Genomic DNA, 23,315 nt, shown 5'->3' with positions numbered 1-23,315 from the left:
TGTGCGCGCTCGTCTCGAGCCGCATGCTCAGGCAAATTCGGTCAAGCACTTCTGCTGAAGGCGCAGCTACTAGCAGGTTTCTCGCGATGATACGAGGCTTGAAAGCCCCCTCTTTCATGGATTTGGCGCTCAAAACGGCCGAAAACGCCGGAAAGGCGGGCGAAGTTCCGATCGGATGTGTCGTGGTCCGCAATTACGAGGTCATCGCCACCGCGGCGAACCGGACGTTAACCGATTACGACCCCACGGCCCATGCCGAGATCGTTGCGCTGCGCGAGGCGGCCAAAAAGATCGGCAGCGAGCGTCTGGTCGACTGCGACCTCTACGTGACGCTGGAGCCGTGCACCATGTGTGCGGGCGCGATCTCGTTTGCAAGGGTGAGGCGCCTGTATTACGGCGCCGCCGACCCCAAGGGCGGCGCGGTTGAATCAGGTGTGCGGTTCTTCACCTCGCCGACCTGCCATCACGTCCCGGATGTCTATTCCGGGGTCGGCGAAAGCGAGTCGGCGCGGATGCTGAAGGACTTCTTTCGCGAGCGGCGCTAAGGCGCGGCAAAGAACTCGCGCAGCGCCTTCGCGGTGACGCCGGGATTTTCCTCGGTGAGGAAGTGGCCGGAATCCACCGGCATGCCGTCCACGTTGGTCGCCCATTGCTTCCAGATGTCGAGCGGGGTGGCGGCGGCTTGCGCCACGCCGGCATTGCCCCACAGCGCCAGCATCGGAATGGTGATCTTCTTGCCGGCCTCGAAATCGGCCTTGTCGAGATCGTAGTCGAAATAGGCGCCGGCGCGATAATCCTCGCACATCGCGTGGACGCGGGCGGGATCGCGGAACGGGGCGATGTAGTGTTCGAGCGCGCGCTTGTCGATCGCATCGAGCGTCTTCGATTTGGTCTGGCTCGCCATCTTGAAGCGCAGGAAGAACTCGCCATTGCTCGCGACCAGCGTCTCCGGCAGCGGATAGGGCTGCGCCAGAAAAGTCCAGTGATAGATCTTCAGCGCATAGGCGCGGTTCATCCGCTCCCAGTAATTGTAGGTCGGCAGGATATCGAGCACCGCAAGCTTCGACAGCCGGCCGGGATGATCGAGCGCCAGCCGATACGAGACGCGGCCGCCGCGATCATGGCCGGCGAGCGCGAAGTGCACGTGGCCGAGGCGCTCCATCGCCTCGACCATGGCCTTGGCCATCGCGCGCTTGCTGTAGGGCATGTGCAGCGCGTCGCTCTCGGGCATGTCGGACCAGCCATAGCCGGGCAGATCGGCGATGATCAGCGTGAACCGGTCGGCCAGCTGCGGCGCCACGCGGTGCCACATCACGTTGGTCTCGGAGAAGCCGTGCAGCAGCAACAGCGGCGGTCCCTTGCCGCCGACGCGGGCGAAGATGCGGCCGAAGGAGGTGTTGATCCATTCGGAGGCGAAGCCGGGATAGAGGTCGGCGAGATCGGACATCTTCTGCATCCTTATCTGTCAGCGTGGGATCTGCTCGGTCTTGAGAATGCCCCAAAACAAAAAAGTCGAAAAACAACCCCATGCACAGTAGCTAAGTCCAACAGCCGCCTACACAAATTCGGAGTGCCGACGGGCACGGCGGAAATTGCGCGCGCGTGCGAAAAAAGCGTGTCAGCCCTTGGACTTCTCGGCGTCCACGGCCTGCCAGCCGATGTCGCGGCGGCAGAAGCCTTCCGGCCAATTGATGCGGTCGACGGCCTGGTAGGCGCGCACCTGCGCTTCCGTCACGGTCTTGCCGAGCGCGCAGACATTGAGGACGCGGCCGCCATTGGCGAGGATGGCGCCGTCCTTCTCGACCGTGCCGGCGTGGAAGATCTCGGCGGTCTCGACCTTGGCGGCGTCATCGAGCCCCTCGATCCGCGTGCCTTTCTGGTAATCGCCGGGATATCCCTTTGCCGCCATCACCACCGTGAGCGCGGCCTCCGGATGCCAGCGCAGGTCAAAGTTCTTCAGCTGCCCGTCGCAGGCGGCGAGGAAGGCCGGCACGATGTCCGACATCATCCTGAGCATCAGCACCTGGCACTCGGGATCGCCGAAGCGGACGTTGAACTCGAACAGTTTTGGCCCTTGCGTCGTCAGCATGATCCCGGCGTAGAGAATGCCGCGAAACGGCGTGCCGCGCTGCTTCATGCCTGATACCGTCGGCAGAATGATCTTGGCCATGATCGCGTCATGGATCGCCGGCGTGACCAGCGGCGTCGGCGAATAGGCGCCCATGCCGCCGGTGTTCGGGCCGACGTCATGGTCGAACACGCGCTTGTGGTCCTGCGCGGAGGCCAGCGGAATGGCGGTCTCGCCGTCGCACAGCGCGAAGAAGCTGATCTCGCGGCCCGGCAAGAACTCCTCGATCACGACCTCGGCGCCGGCCTCGCCAAAGGTGCCGTCGAACATCATGGCGATGGCGTCCTCCGCCTCGCGCACCGACTTGGCGACGACGACGCCCTTGCCGGCGGCAAGACCGTCGGCCTTGACCACGATCGGCGCGCCCTGGCTCTGGACGTAGGCACGCGCATCGGCGGCGTTGGTGAATCGCTTGTAGGCGCCGGTCGGAATGCCGAACTCGGTGCACAGCGCCTTGGTGAAGCCCTTCGAGCTTTCGAGCTGGGCGGGGATCCTGTCCGGCCCGAACGCCTTGATGCCGGCGGCGGTGAGGTCATCGACGATACCGGCCGCCAGCGGCGTCTCCGGGCCGACCACCACGAGCTCGACCGCATTCGTCTTGCAGAAGTCGATCACGGCGGCATGGTCGGCGACATCGAGCGCCACGCATTCCGCCTCGCGCGCGATCCCGGCATTGCCCGGCGCGCACCAGAATTTGGTCACCAGGGGAGAGGCCGCGATCTTCCACGCCAGGGCATGTTCGCGACCGCCGGAACCAAGCAGGAGAATGTGCATCGAGGGCTCAGAAATGAGGGATTTGCTGGGGGCGGAGGTCGCACGAATCGGGGCCGGGCTCAAGGGGGCGGCGCCCGAACTCCCCGTCATTCCAGCGCTCGCCGCTGAGGCGCGAGCCCGAATTCATCGGGACCATACGCAGACGACCAGCGATGGGATTGACCGGCTCTCCTGCTCTCAAGCTCAACTTGCTTACCCAAATCCTTCAAGATGGCCATCTCGTAGATGACGCGTCCCTTGTCGAAATCGCCAGTGCCATTGTGGCGGCACGTTTGCCGGACAATAGTTGGGTACGTGGACACATCAAACAAACGCTAAGTGGTCTCGGTTCTTCGTCTATATGGAGCTTGTATGCCCAAATCTGGCTTGCTTCGAAGTACTCATCGAACGATGAACTCATGGCAATAATTGACACGAAGGCCTCCATGTGGGGAAGCAACGAGCATCTCACTCGATTAGTCGCAGGAATGTTTTCCAGATTTGTTGGCTCTCCGCTTCAATCAAAGTTTGAGGCAATACTTCGCAAGGCAGGGGGCTTTGCTACCTCAAGTGTAACGCAGCTTCACCGCGAGCTTGCTAATACCGTTGCTGGCTTCACAGCCATCAGAAAGTTCATCGTTGCTCACAACACTTCACTTCCAAATCGCATTTCGCACGCAAAGTTTTTGATGCTCCTCTCGCTCCTTCGGAACGCGGGCATTGCGCCGGTGGCAGTAACCCAGTTGAAAACCATCCACGCAGTCGCTCTAACGGACCCATTTTACGCTCACCTTGTACCGTAAGCAGCCCGTAGGATGGGTTGAGCCCTTGCGAAACCCATCGCACTTGTTTCGTGGTAACGTCCCGTCATGACCGCGTACCGCCGCAACTTTCTTCCGGGTGGGTGCTTCTTCTTCACGGTCAACCTGGCGGAGCGGAAGCTAGCGTTGCTGACGGATCATATCGGGTTGTTGCGCACGGCGTTTCGTGAAACGCACCGACGCCATCCATTCACGATCGATGCCATCGTGGTGCTGCCTGATCACCTTCACACGGTGTGGACGTTGCCAGAAGGTGGTGCCGATTTTGCAATGCGCTGGCAGTTGATCAAATCCACCTTTTCGCGCGGCTTGGCGCGCAACGAGAGGATATCCCCAAGCCGCGCGGCCAAAGGTGAACGGGGCATCTGGCAAGCAGATATTGGGAGCATACCGTTCGCGACGAAGCTGATTTCGCGCGGCATGTAGACTATGTTCATATCAATCCGGTCAAGCACGGGCTCGTCGACAGAGTCCGTGACTGGGCGCCCTCCTCGTTTCATCGCCACATAAAGTTCGGCAATTACCCGGCCGATTGGGCCGGCGATCAGTCGGATGACGGCCGCGATTTCGGAGAACGGGGATAGAGAAGCGATGGGTTTCGCAAGGGCTCAACCCATCCTACGAGCTTTGTACCAGTAAAGCAGCGTTGGCCCCTTGATGCCTCGGACCCCGGAGAATCGTACTCGCTTTCGGCACCTGCACACGGCGCCCGGATCGGCATCCGACGCAAGGAAACGCGCGAAGCCGTCCTGCTATGGGAGCGCCAGAATCGCCCGCAATTTCTCGTTCAACTGATCGATAGAAAACGGCTTGCCTATCGCGGGCGAACTGTTGAACTCCTCCTCGAGCGGAGGTCCGCCGTAACCCGTGCTGAACAGGAAGGGAATCCTTCGCTCCCGCAAGATGCGAGCTACCGGAAAAACAAGTTCGCCAGCCAGGTTCACATCAAGGAGCGCCAAATCGAACGATGCCGTCGTCGCGAGTTCGCACGCCTTTTGTACGTGGGCTGCTGAGGCAACGACCTTCAAGCCCAGTTCCTCAAGCATATCTTCGAGCATGAGGGCCACAAGGCCCTCATCTTCGACCAGGAGAACCTTGGCGCCGGACAGCTCAACCATTGGACGCTGCAGGCATAATGGGAAACACCATGCGGCAGCGAGTGCCCTCCGGCTCGAATACCAGATCGAACTCACCTGCGAGATCATGCTCGACGCAACGTTCCATCAACCGCGTGCCGAAGCCGCGCCGCTTTGGAGGCGTAACAGGTGGTCCGCCACGTTCGTGCCATTCGCAATCCAGCACGGCTTGCGAGCGCTCGCCGGCGCTGATCCGCCAAGTGAGCGAAACTGATCCATTCGGCACTGAGAGTGCGCCGTACTTCGCCGCATTGGTCAGAAGCTCGTTGAGCACCATGGTGATGCTAAGTGCCATGCGGGCGTCTAGTTCAACGTGCGGCCCGCTAGTCAGCACCCGTCCGCCCGACATCGGAGCGACGATATCGTGGACGAGCTTTTCGAAAGGCGTATCCTGCCAGTTTCGCTTCGTCAGCAGGTCATGTCCGCGGGCGAGCGCAAGCAGCCGTCCCGTGAAGGTCGGCAGAAATTCCTGCAGATCGGCGGCGTGACGGGCGGTCTGGTTCGCCAGAGATTGCACCGTGGCCAGGGTGTTTTTCACACGGTGGTTTAGTTCGTCGATGAGAGCCTTTTGAGCGTTCTCGGCGTTCTTCCGCTCGCTAATGTCGACGAGCATGTTGATGGCGCCGACAAGATTGCCGTCCGCGTCGCGCAGCGGCGTTGGAAAAGGAATAAACGGCACGCGTCTGCCGTCTGGACGTTCGGCCACCGCTTCGGCACCGCGAACCGGCCGGTTTTCGCGCAGCGCAACAGCCATCGGGCATTCATTGTGCGGCAGCGGCGAGCCGTCGGGCCAATAGAGCTTCCAGGTCACACACCATTCGTCGCCTGGCTGCGGCGTTCTGCCCGCCATCTCGACGGCAGCCCGATTGAAGAAATTAATGCGCCCCTTGGCGTCCGTCGTGTAGATGGCTGCTGGCAACGCCTCGAGGAGATCGCGCATGCGCTGCTCGCCTTCACGCAAGCGATCCTCCAGTTGCTTGGTGGTGGTGACATCCTGAGCGACCCGCACGCCATAAAGGAAGCAGCCTTCCGAATCCCGCACCGACGAACTGAAGATATCCAGATGGCGAACGGACCCGTCAGGCCGTAGTACACGCTTGCGAACCGTGTAGTTCTCGATGTCGCCGCGGACTTGCCGCGCGTACAATTCGGCATCTTCGGTCTGATCGTTGGAATCGGTGTAGTCGAGGAAGGTCATCCCCAACAGTTCGTCGCGTTTGCGCGCGGTGATGCGGCAGAGGGAATCATTCACCCGCAAGAAGCGACCGTTCTCGTCGGTCTCCGAAATGCCGACGCTGGCGGCCTCATAAGTCGCCGCAAGCCGCGCCTCACTTGCTTGCCGTGCCTCTTCGGCAGCATGCAGTTCGGTGACGTCGGTCGTGAAGCAGCGCGTGTTGACAAACTTGCCGTCCACAATGCGGCTGTTCGAGGTAATCAGGACATGCTTGATCGTGCCGTCGCGGGCGCGCAGCCGGGCAGGGTAGCGCTGCAGCGGCTCACCGCATGAAAGACGCTGGAGAATATCGCCAATCACGGGAGCGTCGGCGTGGAACTCGGCGACATGACGCCCGATATACTCCTCGGGCCGGTACCCAAGCAGATCCAATTCGGCCTTATTGGCGCGAATGATAATTCCCTCGCCACTGACGATGTGAAGGCCCACCGCGCCGTTGTCGAAAAAGTCCTGCAGATCCTGCGTCGTGCGGCGGACTTCCTCCTCGACCTGCTTGCGTCCGGTGATGTCCTGGAAGCAATTGATGGCGCCCTGGATGCGACCAGAAAAGTCGCGCAACGCCCGGATGTTGACCATGGCCGTGAAGCGAGAGCCATCCGGCCGCGCCATTATCACTTCGGCATTGCGCGTCGGCGTTCCCGCGCGAACGGCGGTGGCCATGGGGCAGTCGGCATGCGCGAGGGGAGTTCCATCCAGCAGGTAGAGCTGGTGTGAACCGCAGAAGCGCTCCCTCCCAACATCAGGTGTGCGCCCCCACAGCACCACAGCCTCCGCGTTATAGGCGACCAGCAGCCCCTCCGCGTCACAGAGATAGACTGCGCCCGGAATGGCATCGAGCGCGGCAGCGCCGGCCGCAACCAGGGCCTCGAACTCCGTGGGGCGGTGCCGGGCGGAGAGTGGGAATTCTTCTACGTTCGACATGCGGGTGCCCGGCTCTCGGGGGCGAGAGGAACGACGACCCGATACGAGCGTCGTTCGTGCAATGGGCGGACGCCCCTCCGGCCCGCCGAACTGCTCTTAACGCATCACGGGCCCCTTGGTTCCCCCCGTAGGTACGGGTTCGCGAGGGTCCGCTAATGGCGGTTATCGGCGTCAGGACAAGCTGATGAGCATGTCCGCTAAGGGCCGCCTGACCGGGGACATTGCATGGCCGCGACCGCCACTGAGCGGCCTTACTGTCTTGTGTGGTGCTTGAGAACAGTGACGCGCCGATCTCTGTGCCACACTTCTAAATCGTGGCCGTCGAGCAGCTGTCTCGCTTTGGCTGTGGCCTCGTCGTCGTTGGCGCAATCGATCTCATGAACGCCGCTGATCCGCCCGTCCTCGCCCATGATATAAGCGCGGTAGTCCATCGCACGCCTTCCCCGTTGGGAACATTTTACCTCCCAGTTACGGGCGCGGCCTTAACATAGATTAATCGATGTCGTGGGTGCCCTCAATCGTCGCAATGAGCTTCTGGCACTTGAAGGTGCGGACAGTTTTGAAGGAGCGTGTATCGAGATAGCTTTGGACCCGCAGCAATCGGCCATCGCAATGCCGGCAATCCCCAATTGATATGGACTATCGTTGTACGGGCGAGCCTCGCAGGTCAGCTTCGGGTCACAAGCCATCGATCATGCCCGAGGTGGGAGACTTCCGCTTTGCGTTGGTAAGCCGACATTTATGAGTACGTCCTACCCCTGCTTCCCCGCAATAATCTCCTGCAGCGTCGCCACATGCCGCGCGAACGCTCCGCGCCCCGCAGCGGTCGCGGTCACCGTGGTCTGCGGCTTCTTGCCGACGAAGGCTTTCTCCACCGACACGTAGCCCGCCTTGGCCAGCGTCTCGATATGCGCACCGAGATTGCCGTCGGTGGCGCCGGTGAGCTTTTTCAGCCGGGAAAATTCCAATCCTGCGGTGGCCGGCAGCGCGTTCAGTGCCGCCATGATCTTCAGCCGCAACGGCTGGTGGATGATGTCGTCGAGCTCGGCCATCAGATCCGCCGCATCCAGAGGCCGCCGAGGATCAGGCCTCCGCCATTGACGAAGGCCATCCAGAGCGGGAACGCCTCGCCGATGTAGAAATAGCCGATCAGCGTCAGCGCGGAGATACCGAGACCGATCGCCATGAAGGCATAGCCGAACCAGAGACCCGCCAGCGAATAGAACAGCATGAAGTAGAGCGGCCAGAACGTGCCCAGCTGGCGCGGACCGAAATGACCGATCACGTTGGTGCAGAGATAACCGAAGGCGAAGAACAGCGCGAACACCAGAAGCAGTCTGATGTTGAAGGCGGCGCCATGGGGGTGATGCGGCGGATTGAGAATGCGCAGCACCACCAGACCGCCGGCGCCCACAACGTCCACGGCAACCCAGGCGTAGCCCGCATAGACCGGCCAAAGCCAGGTCACGAGATTGCCCGCGAACACCAATGCGCCCCACCAGACGGCGGCGTGGCTCGCCAGCTCGTAGAGCTGCGATTGCTTCACGCGCTGGACGATGTCGTCGATATCGGCCAGCGCCGCGGAGGCTTCCTTGCTGTCGATCATGACTGCCCTGTCCCGCGCGTCGCCACATCGTCGGCGATGACCGAGATCGCCTTCGGGTTGGTGACGATGCCCATGTGGTTGATGCCGTCGATGATCTTGACGTCGACCGATGGCTTCACCGCCTGCACGGTTTCTGCATATTTATCCGAGATCATCATCTCGTCCTCGGCGCCGCCGAAGATCGTGACCGGACGTGTCGCCGCCGGAAGATCGAGGCGATAGCCGCGCGTCGCGAAATTGCGCGTCAGGCGGTCCGAATAGGTGGCGACGAGATATTTTGCCGAACTCGCCGGCACGGCGAGCGCGAGCACCGGAAGCTGCGAACAGCAGTCGATGCCGATCTTGCGCAGCGTGGCCAGCGCGAAGAAGCGCGGCAGGTCGACATTGGCCCAGCCGCCGGCATGCGGCTTGTTGGTCGGCGCGTCATAGCCGAGATAGGGTGCGAGCAGCACGGTGCGCACGAACATGTCCTGCATGATCGGCGTCGCGGCGACGCGCAGCGAGAAGCCGGCGCCGGCGGAATGGCCGATCAAGGTGAGCGGCAGCTCCGGCGCGGTCTTGCGGATTTGAGCGACGAAGTCGACGAGGTCGTCCTCGAGCTGGCCGACATAGCCGATATCGCCGCGCGTGCCGGAGCCACCATGGCCGCGGATGTCGAGCGCCCAGGTCTCCACGCCGCGCGCGGCGATGGCATGGGTCAGGGCATGATTGACGGTGCCGCTGGAGCCGGACGAGCCGTGGATGAAGATCGCGCCACGGCCGGTTGCAAGACCATTGGCAGCGTAGTGGCGGAAACCGATCCAGGTGCCGTCGCGGGCCTGGAAGCGCTCGAGCGGAGGCAGCGTGGACCAGTCTATCCCCTTCGATGAGTCGGAGACCGACTTCATCTCCGGCGGCCGCTCCAGCGGCGTTGCGATCATGGCAGCCAGGATCAGCGCCACACAGCCGACCGCACACAGGGCCCATTTCAGCCCGTTCACAACGCCGCGCAGCACTCGAATTGCCATGATCTACTCCTCTCAGCCTATTCAGCTATAGAGAACTCTATATTGCAGAGTACTCTTTTGGTCAATACCCGGATTGGCGCGGCGCTGCAAAAATCCTTAACGTCGGGTCTGATCCCCACATGCCGAATCGTTTGCCGATGCCTTCAGCGGAACCCCTGCTCAACACTCCCGAATTCACCGTCTCGGAGCTCTCCCAGTCCCTGAAACGGACGGTCGAGGACACCTATGGCCATGTCCGGGTCCGCGGCGAGATCTCCGGCTTCCGCGGGGCTCATTCGTCCGGCCATTGCTATTTCGCGCTCAAGGACGAGAGCGCCAAGATCGAGGCGGTGATCTGGAAGGGCGTGCACGGGCGCATGCGCTTCAAGCCCCAGGAGGGGCTCGAGGTCATCGCCACCGGCAAGCTCACGACCTATCCGGGCTCCTCGAAATACCAGATCGTGATCGAGGCGCTGGAGCCGGCCGGCATCGGCGCGCTGATGGCGCTGATGGAGGAGCGCAAGCGGAAGCTCGCCGCCGAAGGCCTGTTCGACGAGGCGCGCAAGCAGCTTCTGCCGTGGCTGCCGGAGGTGATCGGCGTGGTGACCTCGCCGACCGGCGCCGTGATCCGCGACATCCTGCATCGGCTGGAGGACCGCTTTCCCCGCCATGTGCTGGTGTGGCCGGTCAAGGTGCAGGGCGAAGGCTCGGCCGAGCAGGTCGCGGCCGCGATCCGCGGCTTCAATGCGCTGCCGGAGGGCGGCAGGATTCCGCGCCCCGACGTGCTGATCGTCGCGCGCGGCGGCGGCTCGCTGGAGGACCTGTGGTCGTTCAACGAGGAGATCGTGGTCCGCGCCGCGGCCGAGAGCATGATCCCGCTGATCTCGGCCGTGGGGCACGAGACCGACATCACGCTGATCGATTTCGTCGCCGACAAGCGCGCACCGACGCCGACGGCGGCGGCCGAGATGGCCGTGCCGGTGCGCAGCGATCTCTTTGTCGAGGTCGGCGATCTCGGGCGACGTACCCGGTCCTGCTGGCAGCGCGGCCATGAGAGCCGCCGCAGCGAGCTGCGTGCCGCCGCGCGCGCGCTGCCGGCCGCCGGCGATTTGCTGGCGATCCCGCGGCAGCGGCTGGATTCGGCGGGTGCGTCCCTGCCCCGCTGCCTCAAGGCCAACACCCACGCGCATTTCCGAAGGTTCACCGCCGCAGGCGCCAAGCTGACGCTGCGGGTGCTGCACGGCCAGATCGCGCAGGCTGATCATCGCCTCACCGTGTGCGGCGAACGGCTCGGCCTATCCGCACGCTCGCTCTTGCGGCGGCGGCGCGACCGCTTTGCCGGGCTGGAGGTGCGCTTGCGCGCCTCAAAACTGTCCAATGCGCAGGCGCAGCGCAACGCGATTCACCGCCAGCGCGAGCGCACGCATCGCCTTGCCGAGCGCGCGGGCCGCGCGCTGGTGACGCTGTTGCAGCGGCTGGATGCCCGCGTCGAGAACAGCGGCAAGCTGCTCTCCGCCTTGTCCTATCGCGGCGTGCTCGCGCGCGGCTTTGCCCTGGTGCGGGACGAGGCCGGCCATCCGCTGCATTCGGCGAATGAGATCGGTCCCGGCGCACGGGTCGAGATCGAGTTTGCGGATGGCCGTGTCGGTGCGACCGCGGATGCGGATCGGCCCGCGGCTGCAGCGAAGCGCGCGCCGGCGCAAGCGAAGCCAGCCGCGCAGGACGCCAAGCCTGCGCCGAAGCGCGTGGGCAAGCCGGTGGATCAGGGGAATTTGTTTTAGGCGGAGGGCGGCGTTCCACCCTGGCTGTCATTCCCCGCCTTGTGCGCAATTGCGCACAGGAGCGGGGAATCCAGTACGCCGCGGCTTCTCGATCCATCACAACCGCCTCGGCGTACTGGATCGCCCGGTCAAGCCGGGCGATGACAGTGAGTGTGTGGGACGCGTGTCACGAACTCGCTGTCGTAGCCCGCATGAGCGTAGCGACATGCGGGAGTAGCGGCCCCGGATATCGCTACGCTCATCCGGGCTACAAGACTGCGCGTCTCAGCGGCAGGACAATCCCGCGTCGATCGTGGTCCAGAAGCCGCAATGTTCCGGCGCGCGTTGCGGCGCGCCGGCATGGGCTTCAAACAGGAAGACCGCGACGGTGAAGACGATCAGGGCGGAGGAGAACAGGACGAAGCGGTTGCGCATGGGATTGCGTTTAATCGACATCGTGGTCGAATGATGGCGTCGTCACGGGCTGAAACCACAACGGCGCGCGATCCGTAGAGTCACGGTCGGCCATTTTCCGTGCAGGGCGGTGGTCGATGCGGGGCTGTCCGCTGTTGTTCCCTTCGGCGGCCCCGCCTTCGCTTCTCACGAGCTACGGCGCGGCGAGCCCGCTCGCCACATGTAGCCCGCATGAGCGCAGCGACATGCGGGACAGGCCTACCCGGATATCGCTACGCTCATCCGGGCTACGGCACTGCCATCACCGCGCCAGCCACTCCGCCACTTCCTTCTGCGACTCCGCGCGCGCTGCCGCATCGGTGCCGAGATGGCCGTGCTCGGGCGCGGCGGCGTCGGTGCTGCCGCTCGCTGCGTGCAGCGGCGTGTTGGCGCGGTCGAAGTCGTGATAGGCGCCGGGATAGACCACGATGCGCGCGAGCGCGCTGCGGCCATGCGCGCCCTCGACCATCTGGCGGCAGGCCGGCGGCGACGAGACGTCGTCATTGCCGCCGATCAGCACCAGCGTCGGCACCCGTGTGCTCCACCCGAGGCCGGCGGAAATCCTGCAGTCCGGATAGAACGCGATCGCGGCGCGGAAATCCGGACCCGTCTCGCGCGCAAGGTTTTGCGGACGCACGGCCCAGAGCAGCGCGCTGGCGCCGTTGGCCCAGCCCATCAGGCTGACACGGTCGCGCGCAACCCAGCTCTGCTTCATCAGCCAGGCGCGCGACGCCGCGATATCGGTGACGCGTTCGCGCCGCGCCTTGACGTGGATCTCCTTGACGCGGCATTGCGGCCCGAGCTCGCGCGAGCCGTAGCTGTCAGGGAGCAGCACGGCGTTGCCGGATTTGAGCAGCCGCTCGGCCCATTCGCGATAGCGCGGCAGGACGGAATCGGAATGGCCACCGAGGCCGCCGCAGCCGTGGAGCGCGATCACGGTCGGAAACGGCCCGGTGCCCTCGGGCTTGTAGAGCTGCGCATGCAGCACGCCGGACGCCAGCGGAATCTCGACCGGCTGCGGTGCCGGCGAGCCGTGCGCGGCCGAGAGCAGGAAGGTCAGGAACAGGGCGGTGAACGGAAGGCGCATCGAACTTTGCCGTTGGATCCTTCGCTCAAGCACTATCATGCGGAAACGCCGCCAAAACATCACAAACCGGTGGGTTTACCGGGCGGACAAGCCACCCTATCTGTGCTACATCCCGTCCAACACATCGTGCCCTCCCAGGTGATCCCGGAGCGGCCTTCCACGGAGACTTTCGACCGTGCTGAACAAGTTCGGCCCTTCGGGCCATGGCGAAGCGCAGGTGCAGTATCTCGACGGCGATTTCCGCGTGATCTCGCCGGGGACCTTCGTGCGCTGCGCGATCACCGATACGCGCATTCCGCTCGACGAGTTGAAATACTGGAGCGTGGACCTGCAGGAAGCCTACGCCACGCCCGCCGCCGTGCTCGAGCGGCATTACCCGGGCGCGCCCAAGCCGCAGGCGTGAGGCCGCAGCCGCGCGTCTATCGCTGCTCCGCGCCATCCGCGCCCACGCAGGTCTTGATGAAACTCTTCCTGGTCTCGCCGACGATCTTCTGATCGATCGCCTGCTTCAGGCAATCGAGCCGCGCCTGCGCCATGCAGAGCTGCATCTGGTCGCGCTTGTCCTGTCCCTTCAGGCTTGCCGTCGTGGAAAGACACGTCACGCGCTTGGTCGCGGGGACCGGCACTGTGGCGGTGGACGCCGCCCGCGGTGCCGTCTGTGCAAACACCGGCGCAATGATCAGACCCACAAGACTGGCGGCAACGGCGGCGGACGGCAACTTCATCGCATTCTCCTGAGCGTCTGAAAACGATAGGAGCTTGCGATGAATGGCGCCTGAATGGCAGGCTGCTGTCGATGGGCAAAGCGCAGCTGCCCTGCCGGCATAGCACGAGCGGTGCAGCTTTTTCACGAGGCATGTTCGGACGCATCAGAAATGCTGCTCTCACAGCCGAGATGATTTCCGTTATGCCAATCCGCGTTGCATCGAAGAGTGCTTGCACTCCATGGTTAGTTATTTCGCGTTGTGGTTGGATTCTTTGTTGCGATTGGCGCTCTTAGGTTGTTTGACGAAGTCTTGGTGAAACAAAGCGCCGCTATGCTTCATCTTAGGTAACTGGCCCTGCTCTTTTTATCGCACAGACAATCAAGTCAGCCAAGCGGCCACTGAGCTCTGGAATTGGCGCAGTCTGTGAACGGGCTCATATCGAAGAGCCATCTGTCGGGCTACGATCACCTCGAAAATTTGCGGTGGAATATCTGTAATCGAAAATCAACGATGGGGGTGATCATGCCCACCATATTAGACCTGCTCTATCGTGAATATTGCCGCGCCCGCCTCGCTGAAATGCGGAAACAGCTTCTGATCGCAGCTGAACGCTTTGAAGCTCTCGACGCGCATCATCATCCGGATCAGGGTGACGATGAGAGGACGGACGCACAACGCAAGACCGGTCGCCGCGCGCCGAATTGAAGCGGCCCGAGACCGGCGATCTCTCCCCGTAGCAGTGACCAAGCAGTTGGCAACAGTTTGGGAGGCAGCAATGAATACACCCGAGTACTATACCGCCATGGTGGCCTGCGTCTCGTGCCTGACCATTATCGGATTGATGGCCGTTGGGGCGTGGTGAGCATGATTGACTGCTGAACGCCGCGGACGCAGCACGCACCGGACAGCATGGTTCGTCAACGCAGGCTGGAAGGCCTTCGCCTTGCCTCGGTTGCAGACGTGCTTCTTGCTGTGAGGTGAGCGTTGCCGCCGCTTCCTTCGACTGCGGCGGCTTCGCTTTAGATCCGGATGTCAGCTTCCGGGCGGAGTATACGAAGAACGCAGCTTCGCCGCGTTCTGGCGGACCTGCTTGATCTCGTCCTGCGTGAACAGCCGCGTCAGTTTCACGTTCTGCAGGGTGCCCGCCGTGACGGTCAGGCCGGAGATGGCCGGAGCCGCACCCGGATCAGGCACATCGAAAATCACCAACACGCCTGGGCCGTCGGCCGCAACGCTGAACATCGAAATCAGCTTTCCGCCGGCCGCTTCGATGAGTTTTCTTGCCGCCTCCTGACGATCGGTCTTGGGGTTCTCCAAAATGGCATTGAGAGCGCGGGGTGTGTATTGTCCGGTGAGGCAAAAATGCATGGCATGTTCTCCTCTGGGTTTTTGGCAATGACTTTCCCTGCCGTTCCGAACTCGTCGTTACGGCCGCTGCATCTGAAATGATGAAGGTACTGCCCGCCGTGGGCATAAACGCCGTCGATGATTTCCGGGAGTTCGGCACGTCCCGGTGACGGCTCTCATGCGAGGCTACATCAACTCCCGAACGTGCGGAAGGAAATTCATCAGTGCGACATGTCGTCCCGATCAGATCTCGCCCACCTTACGAGATCATCGCCTGGAAAACCGCCGCTCGCGCGCCTTGTAGAGATGATCGCTGATCAATTGCCGAAGCGCAACCGGGTCATCGAACTCGAGCTGCACCGCGAAAGGCACGATGTCATCCGGCACGCCTTCACGGCCGTGCAGGCGAGCAAGATCCTTTTCCGTCGTTACCAATGTTTGCTGCTCGCGCCCCGCCTCCGCAGCGATGGCTGCGATCTCCTCGTTCGAGAACATGTGATGATCGGCAAAGGCGCGCGTGCGCGCGAGGTCGATGCCGCGGGCGCGCAACGTACGGAAGAACCGTTCGGGATCGCCGATGCCGGCGAACGCGAACACCGGCTTGCCCAACAGTCTTGCGACCGCCTCGGCGTCGGGTTTCAGCCGCGCGCGCAGTTCCGGCTTGTTGCGCCTGGCTAGCTCGGCCGCGACATCGTCGGCGGCGCGGCCGCCGCCGATCACGACCAGCGCGTCGGTGCGCGCGAGCTGCGCCTTCAGCGGCGCACGCAGCGGACCGGCCGGAAACACCTTGCCATTGCCGAGGCCGCGCTCACTGTCGATCACGATCAGCGAGGTGTCCTTGAGAAGACGCGGGTTCTGGAAACCGTCGTCCATCAGGATCACGGTGGCGCCTTGCGACTTCGCCAGCACGACGCCGTCGAGACGGTCGCGCGCGACCGTGACGGGAACGTCGCGCGCCATCATCAGCGGCTCGTCGCCGACGTCGGACGCGGTGTGACGCATGCGGTCGACCATTACCGGGCCCCTGAGGCTACCGCCATAGCCGCGGCTGAGCACCACCGGCGTCTCGCCGAGCTCGCGCAGGAGCTTCGTCAGCGCCAGCACGGTCGGCGTCTTGCCGGCGCCGCCGACATGGTAGTTGCCGACGCAGATCACGGGGATGCCGGCGTCGACGCCCGCGCGCAGCATCCGCCGTTCGGTGATCGCGCCGTAGAGCGCACCCAGCGGCCCCAATGCGTACGATTCGAGCGAACGTGGCCGGTACCAGAAGGCCGGCTCACGCATTGGCGGCCCCCATCTCGATCCGCAACTGCAGAAGATAAGGCTCGAGCGCGGTCATGGTGCGGTTGAGCGCGCCGCCGAGATCCTCGACCACGCCGGCGCCCGATTGCTGGATCTTGTGACGCACGGCAGGATCGGCGAGCAGCTGGCCGAGCTGCTTGATCAGCAGCTCCTGCGTGTCGGCCTGGCGCGCACCGCCGCTGTGATCGAGCGCCTCGTAGACGTCGGCGAAATTGAAGACGTGCGGACCATGGACGATGGCCGCGCCGAGCTTGATCGCTTCGATCGGATTCTGGCCACCATGGCGGATCAGCGATCCGCCCATGAACACGATGTCCGAGAGGCGATAGAACAGGCCGAGCTCGCCCATGGTGTCGGCGATATAAACGTCGGTGGTCGCCGTCGGCAGCTCGTCGCGCGAGCGCAGAGCCGGCTTCAGGCCGGACGCCGTGATCAGGCCTGTGATCGAGGAGCCGCGATCCGGATGGCGCGGCACGATCACGGTCAGGAGCTGCGGGAAGAAACCGCTGAGGCTGCGATGCGCCGCCACCAGCATCTCCTCCTCGCCCGGATGGGTCGAGGCCGCGACGATGATCGGACGCCCGCGCGTCATCGCCATCAGCCGTTCGAGCTTGGCAGGATCGGCCGGCGGCGCCGGCACGTCGAGCTTGAGATTGCCCGTGGTGACGACGTCCCGGCCGCCGAGCGCCGAGAAGCGCTCGGCATCGGTCTTCGACTGCGCCAGACAAATGTCGAAACGCGACAGCAGCGCCGAGATGGTGCCCTGCATGCGGCGCCAGCGCGGGAAGGAGCGCGGCGACATCCGCCCGTTGATCAGCACCATCGGCACGCGACGCGCAGCGCCTGCCAGGATCAGGTTCGGCCAGAGATCGGATTCGATGAACAGCGCCAGCGACGGCTTCCAATGGTCGAGGAAGCGCGCGACGTAGCGCGGGGAATCATACGGCACGTATTGATGGATGACGTCGGGCGGAAAGCGCTTTGCGACAATAGCAGCCGACGTGACGGTGCCCGAGGTGAGCAGAATGCGCAGGTTCAGATCGCGCAAGCGCTCGATCAGGGCCGCCGCGGCGAGGACCTCGCCGACGCTGGCGCCGTGAATCCAGACCAGCGGACCGTGCGGTCGCACGTCCCGGGACAGGCCCCGCCGTTCGCCGACGCGCGCGGGATCTTCCTTGCCCTGCTTCAGGCGCCGCTTGATCAGCACAGGCGCGAGCGGCACCAGGCCGCGCGCCAGGCGCCGGTACATCCGCAGCGTCAACGGCAGCGAGCCCGGTAGCGATTTAGGCATCTGCAGGTCCCGGCCGGCCGAGTTGCGCATAGGCGCGGCGGGTCGCCTCGTTCAAGGTCTCCTCCAGCTCGAGCCGCAGCGCTTCCATGGTGGCGGCGTCCGCATCCGGCGGAACGTGGATTTCCTTGATGCCGACCAACGCGCCCCGCCCGAACGGCAGGTTGATGGTGGTGCGGTCCCAGTTCTTGAGCCGGACGAAGCGGCTGGTCGCCATCGCAAAAGGCATGATCGGCCGCCCCGATTCCCGTGCCAGCATGATGATGCCGAGCCCAGCCACGCGCGAGCGCTTGGGGACGTCAGCGGTCAGCGCGACATTACAACCGTCCTCGAGCGTCCGCACCATTTCCTTGAAGGCACCGACCCCGCCTTTGCGGTGAAACGCGCCGCCATGGTCGCCGGAGCCGCGGATGGTGCCGATGCCGAGCCGCTCGGCGGCAATCGCGTTGAACTCGCCGTCGCGGTGACGGGAGATCAGGACCCTGGCCTTGTACCAGTCCTTGTTCTTGATGAAGGGGGTGAGGAAATGCTGGCCGTGCCAAAAGGCGAAGATCGCCGGGATCTGCGGTTCGACGCGGTCATAGACGTCAGGCGGATCGAACGTGAATGTGTTCGTCCGCCAGACCAGACGCAGATATTCGGCCGCCAGGATTCCGACGGCACGCTGAACGAAGCTGCTCCTCAGCGTATTGCGAAGCAGCTTTTTCAACGCGCCGGTTCTTGATTCGGGTCGAGCAGCCGGTGGAGATGGACGATGAAATAGCGCATCTGCGCGTTGTCGACCGTGCTCTGCGCCTTGGCGCGCCAGGCGGCGTGCGCGGTCGCATAGTTCGGATAGAGGCCAACGATCTCAACGTCGTCGAGGTTCTTGAAGGTGTTGTGCTCGAGATCGACGAGCTCGCCGCCGACGACGAGGTGGAGCAGTTGTTGCGGGGCACTATCTGGCATCGGTTCTGTTCCTAACGGGCTGCCCGGCAAAGCAGTGTTCGACAAGCACGAGAAAGCGCTTCACGGCAAGGGGCGGTTTCGAAAATGCGAGACAATGTTCGCATGACGATCGCGACCCGCTGCCACCAGCACCCCATGCGTGACTTGCCGGCGGTTATAGAGGATGGGATCTCCGGAGAGATCGCTCATCCTACCATCGGCTTCCTGCACGATCAAATCCGCCGCCGCAAGGTCCCAATCATGACTGTTGCCGCCCGCAAAAGCCGCATCCAGCGCGCCATGAGCGACCCGGCACAGACGCAGCGCGAGCGAACCGATTCGCGGATGCAGCTTGATCTCGCCCAGTGACGGCTTCAGGCGCTCGACCAGGGGCTTCGGACCCGCGACCCGCGAGAAGTCAAGCTCGGATCCCGACGTCGCCCGCACCGGCACCTCGTTGAGGGTCGTGCCCTGGCCGCGGGCGGCGAAAAAGAACTCTTCGCTCGTCGGCGCGAACACCGCGGCCAGCACTGGCGAGGCATCCTCGACCAGCGCCACGCTGACGCACCATTCGTCATGGCCATTGAGATAGTTGCGGGTGCCGTCGATGGGATCGACGATCCAGGTCATCCGCCGCGACAGCCGCACCTCGTCGTCGGCGCTCTCCTCCGACAGCCAGCCATAGTCGGGCGTCGCCGCGCGCAGGCGCGCTTCCAGGAGATCGTTGACGGCAATGTCGGCTTCCGAGACCGGCGAGGACGCGCCCTTGGTCCACTTCTTCAGCTCGGTGCGGAACATCGACTGCGCGAGTGCGCCCGCCTCCCGCACCGTCTCTTGCAGCAGCGCCGCGTCGCGCGTCAGGATGGCTTCACCGGTTGCGTTCGCGTCAACGTCCGCCAAGCGTCAAACCCTCGATGCGCACCGTCGGCGCATTGACGCCGTAGCGGAACTCGAGATTGTTCGCCGGCTGCATCGACCTGAAGATCTCGAACAGATGGCCGGCGATCGTCACCTCGCTCACGGGATAAGTGAGTTCGCCGTTCTCAATCCAGAAGCCGGAGGCGCCGCGGCTGTAATCGCCGGTGACGCCGTTGACGCCCGAGCCGATCAAATCGGTGACGTAGAACCCCTGCTTGATGTCGGAGATCAGCTCGGCCGGCGTCGGCGTGCCGGGTTCAAGATGCAGATTGTACGGGCCGGGTGACGGCGAGGAGGACACGCCGCGGTGGGCATGGCCGGTGGTGGTGAGGCCGAGCTCACGCGCGGTCGCGCAATCGAGCAGCCAGGTCGTCAGCACGCCTTCGTCGATCAGCGCGATCTTCTTCACGGCGACGCCTTCGGCGTCGAACGTCTGCGAGCGCAGGCCGCGTTTGCGCAGCGGATCGTCGATGATGCGGATGTTGTTGGCGAACAGCTGCTGGCCGAGCGTGTCCTTCAGGAAGCTGGTCTTGCGCGCGATCGAAGCGCCATTGATGGCGCCGACGACGTGACCGACCAGCGAGCCCGCGACGCGCGGATCGAACACCACAGGCACCTTGCAGGTCTCGACCTTGCGCGGATTGAAGCGCGCCACGGTGCGCTCGCCCGCGGAACGGCCGACGATCTCCGGTGACAAGAGGTCTACACCATGCGGCGCCGAGGTGAAGTCGTAGTCGCGCTCCATGCCGGTGCCGTCACCGACAATGGCGGTGGCGGAGATGCCCTGGCTGGACCGCAGATAAGAACCGTGGAAGCCGGTGCTGGTGACGAGCACCATGCCGCCCATGCCGGCGGAGGCCGAGGCGCCGCCGGATTTGGTCACGCCCTTCACACCAAGCGCCGCAGCCTCGGCTTCGAGCGCGCGACGCTCGAGTTCCGAGGTCGCGGGCACGTCAGGGTCGAGCAGATCGAGATCGGGGAAGTCGCGCGCGAGCAGTGCCGGATCGGCAAGGCCGACATATTTGTCGTCGGGCGCGACGCGCGCCATCGCAACCGCTCGCTCGGCAAGCTTGGTCACGGCATCGCCGCTGGTATCATTGGTCGAGACCACCGCCTGACGGCGGCCGACCAGCACGCGCAGGCCGACATCGTCGCCCTCGGACCGTTCGGATTCCTCGACGCGGCCGTCGCGGACCTCGACGCCTTGCGAGACGCCACGCACGGCGACTGCATCGGCCGCATCCGCGCCGGCGCGCCTTGCAGCCTCCACCAGCCGCTGCGCGAGATCGGAGAGCGCAGACTGGTCGAACAGGTCGCGGCTGGCTGTGGACGAATCCTTGGGCGAAAGCGTCGAGCTTGGTGAAGGGTTCACAAACGAAATCCTGTTGGGGCGGGCTGCGGGACCGGAACCCACAGATGTGCCCTGATCGCGCGGACTTCAAGCATTTTCAGCCCACCAAAAGCTCAGATTCGCACCTTGCGCGCAACGTCTCGTCAATCATGCGCGCCAAGGTCTTGTCAATCATGCGCGGCGGTGAGGTTGGATTAACCAGCCTTTTTAAGCGGTTTCGGAAAGGCTCGCGCTAAGGTCCTCGCATCGACCGGGAACATAATCCTGGCGGGGAGAACTAAAGCCGTGAGGCGTCAAACAGCAACAAGCGGGATCGCTCCCGCCGGGTCGAGCCGCTCCCTGCGGCTCGACCCCCTTTCCCTTCCGGTCCGCTTCGATGCGCATGATCCGCGCGCCGACGGATATGTACGGCAGATCGAGCTTCATCGCGAACGTGTCGTGCTGCACCGTGCCGTCCGCGGCATGCGGATGGCAATCAATGTTCGCGTCAGCGACTTCACCGGCGTCGCGCTGCGCGGCAACGACGAGGCCCAGACCCTCGTCCTCGTTCATCGCGATCCCTCGCTCTCCATTCCGCTGCTGGTCAGCGCCGACGGCGACGAACTCGTTGAGGCCTGGGCAATCTGGAGCGAGCTGTTCGCACTTCCGCAGCTCGACGAAGGCGCACGCCAGCCCGCGCCGCGCCGTCGCCGCGCCAACCCGATTCGCGACCGCCGTCCGAAATTTCTGATGCGCCGCCGCACCGGTGTCGCACGGGAGTTGTCGGTGCATCGCGATGAGCGCGAGATCATCGCCCGGAGTTAAGCCGTCCGCATCACCGCGTCGGCCAGCAAACCCGCAAACAACAACAGCCCAGCGTCGCGGTTCGAGTAGAACAGGCGCTTGCAGAGATCGCCATCGCTGATATTCAGCCGCCCGATCTGCGAGGCCAGATGCACGGCGAAGGCCCCAAGTCCGAGCCAGGCCGGCCAGCGCGCATCGCCCGACGCCAGCGCCACGCCGATCAGCAGCACCGCGAGGCCGTAGAACAGTATCAGCGCCTGGTGCGTATGCGCACCGAACAGGCGCGCGGTGGACTTGATGCCGATCAGCGCATCGTCCTCGGCGTCCTGATGCGCGTAGATCGTGTCGTAGCCGATCACCCAGGAGATCGCGCCGGCATAGAGCACGAGCGCGGTGACATCGATCCGCCCGAAGGTGACGGCAAATCCCATCAGGGCGCCCCAGGAGAACGCGAGCCCGAGCACGATCTGCGGCCACCAGGTGATGCGCTTCATGAACGGGTAGATCGCGACGATCAGCAGCGAGGCAATGCCGGTCAGGATCGCGAAGCGGTTGAACTGCAGCAACACCACGAGCCCGATCAGCGCCTGCGCGACCATGAACGCCAGCGCCTGCTTCGCGCTCACCTGGCCGGAGGGCAGCGGCCGCGAGCGGGTGCGCTCGACCTTGTCGTCGAGGTCACGGTCGGTGATGTCGTTCCAGGTACAGCCTGCCCCCCGCATGACGAAGGCGCCGATGAAGAACAGGACGATGGTGAGCGGCAGGCCGCGGACGTCATGGGCCATGCCGGCGGCGAGCGCCGCCGACCACCAGCACGGCATCAACAGGAGCCAGGAGCCGATCGGACGATCGAAGCGGGACAAGCGCAGATAAGGCCGCGCCCATTGCGGCGCACGCGTATCGACCCAGTTGCCGGTGGAATCGGCAACTCGGGCTGACGTGTCGCTCATCGCGTCAGGACGTTGCCGTTGAGTGTGTCGAAGGTGCTGCCGCCCTTCTTACCGGCATTGGCCTCGGGCGGCGAGCCCGAACCCAGCACTTCGCTCAGCGACGGACCGGCCGGTCCGCGCGGCTGGTTCTGCATCTGCTGCGCAACATTGCAGACCTTCGCCGCCATGGCCTCGGTGTTCTTGTGGCCGTCTTTCATCTGCGCGCCGACCTGCGCCGGAATCCCGCACTTCGAGGCATTGGCCTCGATGTACTTGATCATCTTGGTCTCAGCCTGGCTGAAGTTGCGGATCAGCTTGCAGGCCTCGTCAGGCGGGGCGTGACGGTCGCTCGCGGCCTTGATCAGCTTGCCGCGTTTTTCGGCATCTTCGCGCAGAGGCATGAACGCCTTCATGCAGTCCTCGCCGGGACCGGCTTGCGTCGGCGGGGCCGCGCTGAAGGCGCCGGCGCCACCGACAGGAGCGGCGCCATTCACGGGGAAGGAGGATTGCGGCGCGCCGCCGACGGAGGCGACGGGCGCCGAGCCATTGACGGGCGGGAAGGCGGAACTGGTTGGGGCTTGGCCCGGCAGCGGCGCGGGGAAGCCCTGCGCATAGGCACCAACGGCGCCCATCGTGACCATGGCGGCAGTGATCGGAACCATCAAATGACGGATCATCAAGGCAGTCTCTCCGGCAGGAGCTTGCGGGGTTCGGCGTCTTCCCAATTGAAGCGCAACCGGCGTGCTCGCGATTTTACGATTCCCGCCGGCCCTTAACAACCCGTTGAATAGGGCGGGAGCGCGGCGCGCCGACGCACCATTTTGGCAAAATTTACCCCGAAAGGACTGCTTTCGGTTAAGAACGGCGGCAAATCGGAC

Annotated in this window: 26 protein-coding genes and 1 pseudogene; 7 read left to right on the top strand and 20 right to left on the bottom strand. The window is 64.1% G+C overall.

The features are described 5' to 3' along the window. The first annotated feature begins 86 nt into the window (after nucleotides 1-86). A complete protein-coding gene (locus IVB54_RS05235) occupies nucleotides 87-545 on the top strand; it encodes a nucleoside deaminase (protein WP_039798664.1) in 459 nt (152 codons plus the stop codon). On the opposite strand, the gene IVB54_RS05230 is transcribed toward IVB54_RS05235, so the two are convergent. After that, nucleotides 542-1,447: an alpha/beta hydrolase gene (locus tag IVB54_RS05230; protein WP_026232536.1), complete on the bottom strand. Its 906-nt coding sequence runs from the start codon at nucleotides 1,445-1,447 to the stop codon at nucleotides 542-544. The two genes, IVB54_RS05235 and IVB54_RS05230, sit on opposite strands and share 4 nt — an antisense overlap. A gap of 171 nt (nucleotides 1,448-1,618) precedes the next feature. Beyond that, a complete protein-coding gene (gene purD / locus IVB54_RS05225) occupies nucleotides 1,619-2,902 on the bottom strand; it encodes a phosphoribosylamine--glycine ligase (protein ID WP_018453466.1) in 1,284 nt (427 codons plus the stop codon). Between the two features lie 152 nt (nucleotides 2,903-3,054). Between purD and IVB54_RS05220 the strand changes: the two genes are divergently transcribed. Beyond that, entirely contained in the window at nucleotides 3,055-3,684 is a 630-nt protein-coding gene (locus IVB54_RS05220; protein ID WP_018453465.1) for a hypothetical protein, read from the top strand. A gap of 66 nt (nucleotides 3,685-3,750) precedes the next feature. Continuing rightward, nucleotides 3,751-4,286 (top strand): annotated as a pseudogene (locus tag IVB54_RS05215) (transposase). A 168-nt stretch (nucleotides 4,287-4,454) separates the two neighbouring features. Here IVB54_RS05215 and IVB54_RS05210 read toward each other — a convergent pair. The 6 genes from IVB54_RS05210 to IVB54_RS05185 all read right to left on the bottom strand — a co-directional run bounded on the left by IVB54_RS05210 (nucleotide 4,455) and on the right by IVB54_RS05185 (nucleotide 9,606). Then, nucleotides 4,455-4,820 (bottom strand): response regulator, encoded by a 366-nt coding sequence (locus tag IVB54_RS05210; RefSeq protein ID WP_018453464.1) that lies wholly within the window; start codon nucleotides 4,818-4,820, stop codon nucleotides 4,455-4,457. Then, nucleotides 4,813-6,993, bottom strand: a complete 2,181-nt coding sequence (locus IVB54_RS05205; protein ID WP_018453463.1) for a PAS domain S-box protein — start codon at nucleotides 6,991-6,993, stop codon at nucleotides 4,813-4,815. The genes IVB54_RS05210 and IVB54_RS05205 overlap by 8 nt, the downstream gene beginning before the upstream one ends. 251 nt (nucleotides 6,994-7,244) lie before the next feature. Then, nucleotides 7,245-7,424, bottom strand: coding sequence for a hypothetical protein (locus tag IVB54_RS05200; RefSeq protein ID WP_018453462.1), 180 nt, complete (start codon nucleotides 7,422-7,424; stop codon nucleotides 7,245-7,247). 321 nt (nucleotides 7,425-7,745) lie between these two features. Further along, nucleotides 7,746-8,045 (bottom strand): transcriptional regulator, encoded by a 300-nt coding sequence (locus IVB54_RS05195; RefSeq protein WP_018453460.1) that lies wholly within the window; start codon nucleotides 8,043-8,045, stop codon nucleotides 7,746-7,748. Beyond that, a complete protein-coding gene (locus IVB54_RS05190) occupies nucleotides 8,045-8,599 on the bottom strand; it encodes a hypothetical protein (protein WP_247777090.1) in 555 nt (184 codons plus the stop codon). Before IVB54_RS05190 ends, IVB54_RS05195 begins: the two co-directional genes overlap by 1 nt. Beyond that, entirely contained in the window at nucleotides 8,596-9,606 is a 1,011-nt protein-coding gene (locus IVB54_RS05185) for an alpha/beta fold hydrolase (RefSeq protein WP_026232535.1), read from the bottom strand. Before IVB54_RS05185 ends, IVB54_RS05190 begins: the two co-directional genes overlap by 4 nt. Nucleotides 9,607-9,743: 137 nt before the next feature. Here IVB54_RS05185 and xseA point away from each other — a divergent pair, with 137 nt between their 5' ends. Then, nucleotides 9,744-11,366: an exodeoxyribonuclease VII large subunit gene (gene xseA, locus IVB54_RS05180; protein WP_026232534.1), complete on the top strand. Its 1,623-nt coding sequence runs from the start codon at nucleotides 9,744-9,746 to the stop codon at nucleotides 11,364-11,366. Nucleotides 11,367-11,630: 264 nt separating this feature from the next. Here the strand turns inward: xseA and IVB54_RS05175 are convergent, their stop codons facing one another. Together IVB54_RS05175 and IVB54_RS05170 are read right to left on the bottom strand one after the other, a co-directional pair. Beyond that, nucleotides 11,631-11,801 carry a hypothetical protein gene (locus IVB54_RS05175; RefSeq protein ID WP_198293346.1) on the bottom strand — a complete coding sequence of 57 codons (171 nt, stop codon included), beginning with the start codon at nucleotides 11,799-11,801 and terminating at the stop codon, nucleotides 11,631-11,633. A gap of 259 nt (nucleotides 11,802-12,060) precedes the next feature. Continuing rightward, entirely contained in the window at nucleotides 12,061-12,885 is an 825-nt protein-coding gene (locus IVB54_RS05170) for a dienelactone hydrolase family protein (protein ID WP_018453455.1), read from the bottom strand. Nucleotides 12,886-13,060: 175 nt separating this feature from the next. Between IVB54_RS05170 and IVB54_RS05165 the strand changes: the two genes are divergently transcribed. Continuing rightward, nucleotides 13,061-13,288 (top strand): DUF2093 domain-containing protein, encoded by a 228-nt coding sequence (locus IVB54_RS05165; protein WP_007596922.1) that lies wholly within the window; start codon nucleotides 13,061-13,063, stop codon nucleotides 13,286-13,288. Between the two features lie 16 nt (nucleotides 13,289-13,304). Here the strand turns inward: IVB54_RS05165 and IVB54_RS05160 are convergent, their stop codons facing one another. Then, nucleotides 13,305-13,610 carry a hypothetical protein gene (locus IVB54_RS05160; RefSeq protein WP_247777089.1) on the bottom strand — a complete coding sequence of 102 codons (306 nt, stop codon included), beginning with the start codon at nucleotides 13,608-13,610 and terminating at the stop codon, nucleotides 13,305-13,307. A gap of 492 nt (nucleotides 13,611-14,102) precedes the next feature. On the opposite strand from IVB54_RS05160, the gene IVB54_RS05155 reads away from it, so the two are divergent. Then, nucleotides 14,103-14,297: a hypothetical protein gene (locus IVB54_RS05155; RefSeq protein WP_083926320.1), complete on the top strand. Its 195-nt coding sequence runs from the start codon at nucleotides 14,103-14,105 to the stop codon at nucleotides 14,295-14,297. 327 nt (nucleotides 14,298-14,624) lie between these two features. On the opposite strand, the gene IVB54_RS05150 is transcribed toward IVB54_RS05155, so the two are convergent. From IVB54_RS05150 to IVB54_RS05120, 7 genes are all read right to left on the bottom strand, one after another. Further along, nucleotides 14,625-14,960: a GYD domain-containing protein gene (locus tag IVB54_RS05150; RefSeq protein ID WP_007596925.1), complete on the bottom strand. Its 336-nt coding sequence runs from the start codon at nucleotides 14,958-14,960 to the stop codon at nucleotides 14,625-14,627. A gap of 246 nt (nucleotides 14,961-15,206) precedes the next feature. Beyond that, nucleotides 15,207-16,223 (bottom strand): tetraacyldisaccharide 4'-kinase, encoded by a 1,017-nt coding sequence (lpxK, locus tag IVB54_RS05145; protein ID WP_018453451.1) that lies wholly within the window; start codon nucleotides 16,221-16,223, stop codon nucleotides 15,207-15,209. Further along, entirely contained in the window at nucleotides 16,216-17,562 is a 1,347-nt protein-coding gene (locus tag IVB54_RS05140) for a 3-deoxy-D-manno-octulosonic acid transferase (RefSeq protein ID WP_018453450.1), read from the bottom strand. The genes lpxK and IVB54_RS05140 overlap by 8 nt, the downstream gene beginning before the upstream one ends. Beyond that, on the bottom strand, nucleotides 17,525-18,238 hold the full coding sequence (locus tag IVB54_RS05135; protein WP_018453449.1) for a lysophospholipid acyltransferase family protein: 714 nt from the start codon (nucleotides 18,236-18,238) through the stop codon (nucleotides 17,525-17,527). Before IVB54_RS05135 ends, IVB54_RS05140 begins: the two co-directional genes overlap by 38 nt. Next, nucleotides 18,235-18,477: a DUF4170 domain-containing protein gene (locus IVB54_RS05130; RefSeq protein WP_007596929.1), complete on the bottom strand. Its 243-nt coding sequence runs from the start codon at nucleotides 18,475-18,477 to the stop codon at nucleotides 18,235-18,237. The genes IVB54_RS05135 and IVB54_RS05130 overlap by 4 nt, the downstream gene beginning before the upstream one ends. A 60-nt stretch (nucleotides 18,478-18,537) precedes the next feature. Beyond that, complete coding sequence (locus tag IVB54_RS05125) at nucleotides 18,538-19,356, bottom strand: 3'(2'),5'-bisphosphate nucleotidase CysQ (protein ID WP_018453448.1); 819 nt, start codon at nucleotides 19,354-19,356, stop codon at nucleotides 18,538-18,540. Beyond that, nucleotides 19,343-20,746, bottom strand: a complete 1,404-nt coding sequence (locus IVB54_RS05120) for a TldD/PmbA family protein (protein WP_018453447.1) — start codon at nucleotides 20,744-20,746, stop codon at nucleotides 19,343-19,345. Before IVB54_RS05120 ends, IVB54_RS05125 begins: the two co-directional genes overlap by 14 nt. Nucleotides 20,747-21,010: 264 nt before the next feature. Here IVB54_RS05120 and IVB54_RS05115 point away from each other — a divergent pair, with 264 nt between their 5' ends. After that, the gene (locus tag IVB54_RS05115; protein WP_018453446.1) at nucleotides 21,011-21,529 is read left to right on the top strand and encodes a DUF6101 family protein; all 519 of its coding nucleotides are present in this window, start codon (nucleotides 21,011-21,013) and stop codon (nucleotides 21,527-21,529) included. On the opposite strand, the gene ubiA is transcribed toward IVB54_RS05115, so the two are convergent. Further along, entirely contained in the window at nucleotides 21,526-22,458 is a 933-nt protein-coding gene (ubiA, locus tag IVB54_RS05110; RefSeq protein WP_018453445.1) for a 4-hydroxybenzoate octaprenyltransferase, read from the bottom strand. The genes IVB54_RS05115 and ubiA overlap by 4 nt on opposite strands. Next, nucleotides 22,455-23,114, bottom strand: coding sequence for a hypothetical protein (locus IVB54_RS05105; RefSeq protein ID WP_085350104.1), 660 nt, complete (start codon nucleotides 23,112-23,114; stop codon nucleotides 22,455-22,457). Before IVB54_RS05105 ends, ubiA begins: the two co-directional genes overlap by 4 nt. Between the last annotated feature and the right edge of the window lie 201 nt (nucleotides 23,115-23,315).

The sequence above is a fragment of the Bradyrhizobium sp. CW1 genome, assembly GCF_023100665.1.
GTDB lineage: Bacteria > Pseudomonadota > Alphaproteobacteria > Rhizobiales > Xanthobacteraceae > Bradyrhizobium > Bradyrhizobium canariense_D.
The sequence above is the reverse complement of the archived record's forward strand: the minus strand, read 5'-3'. Positions and strand labels throughout refer to the sequence as shown.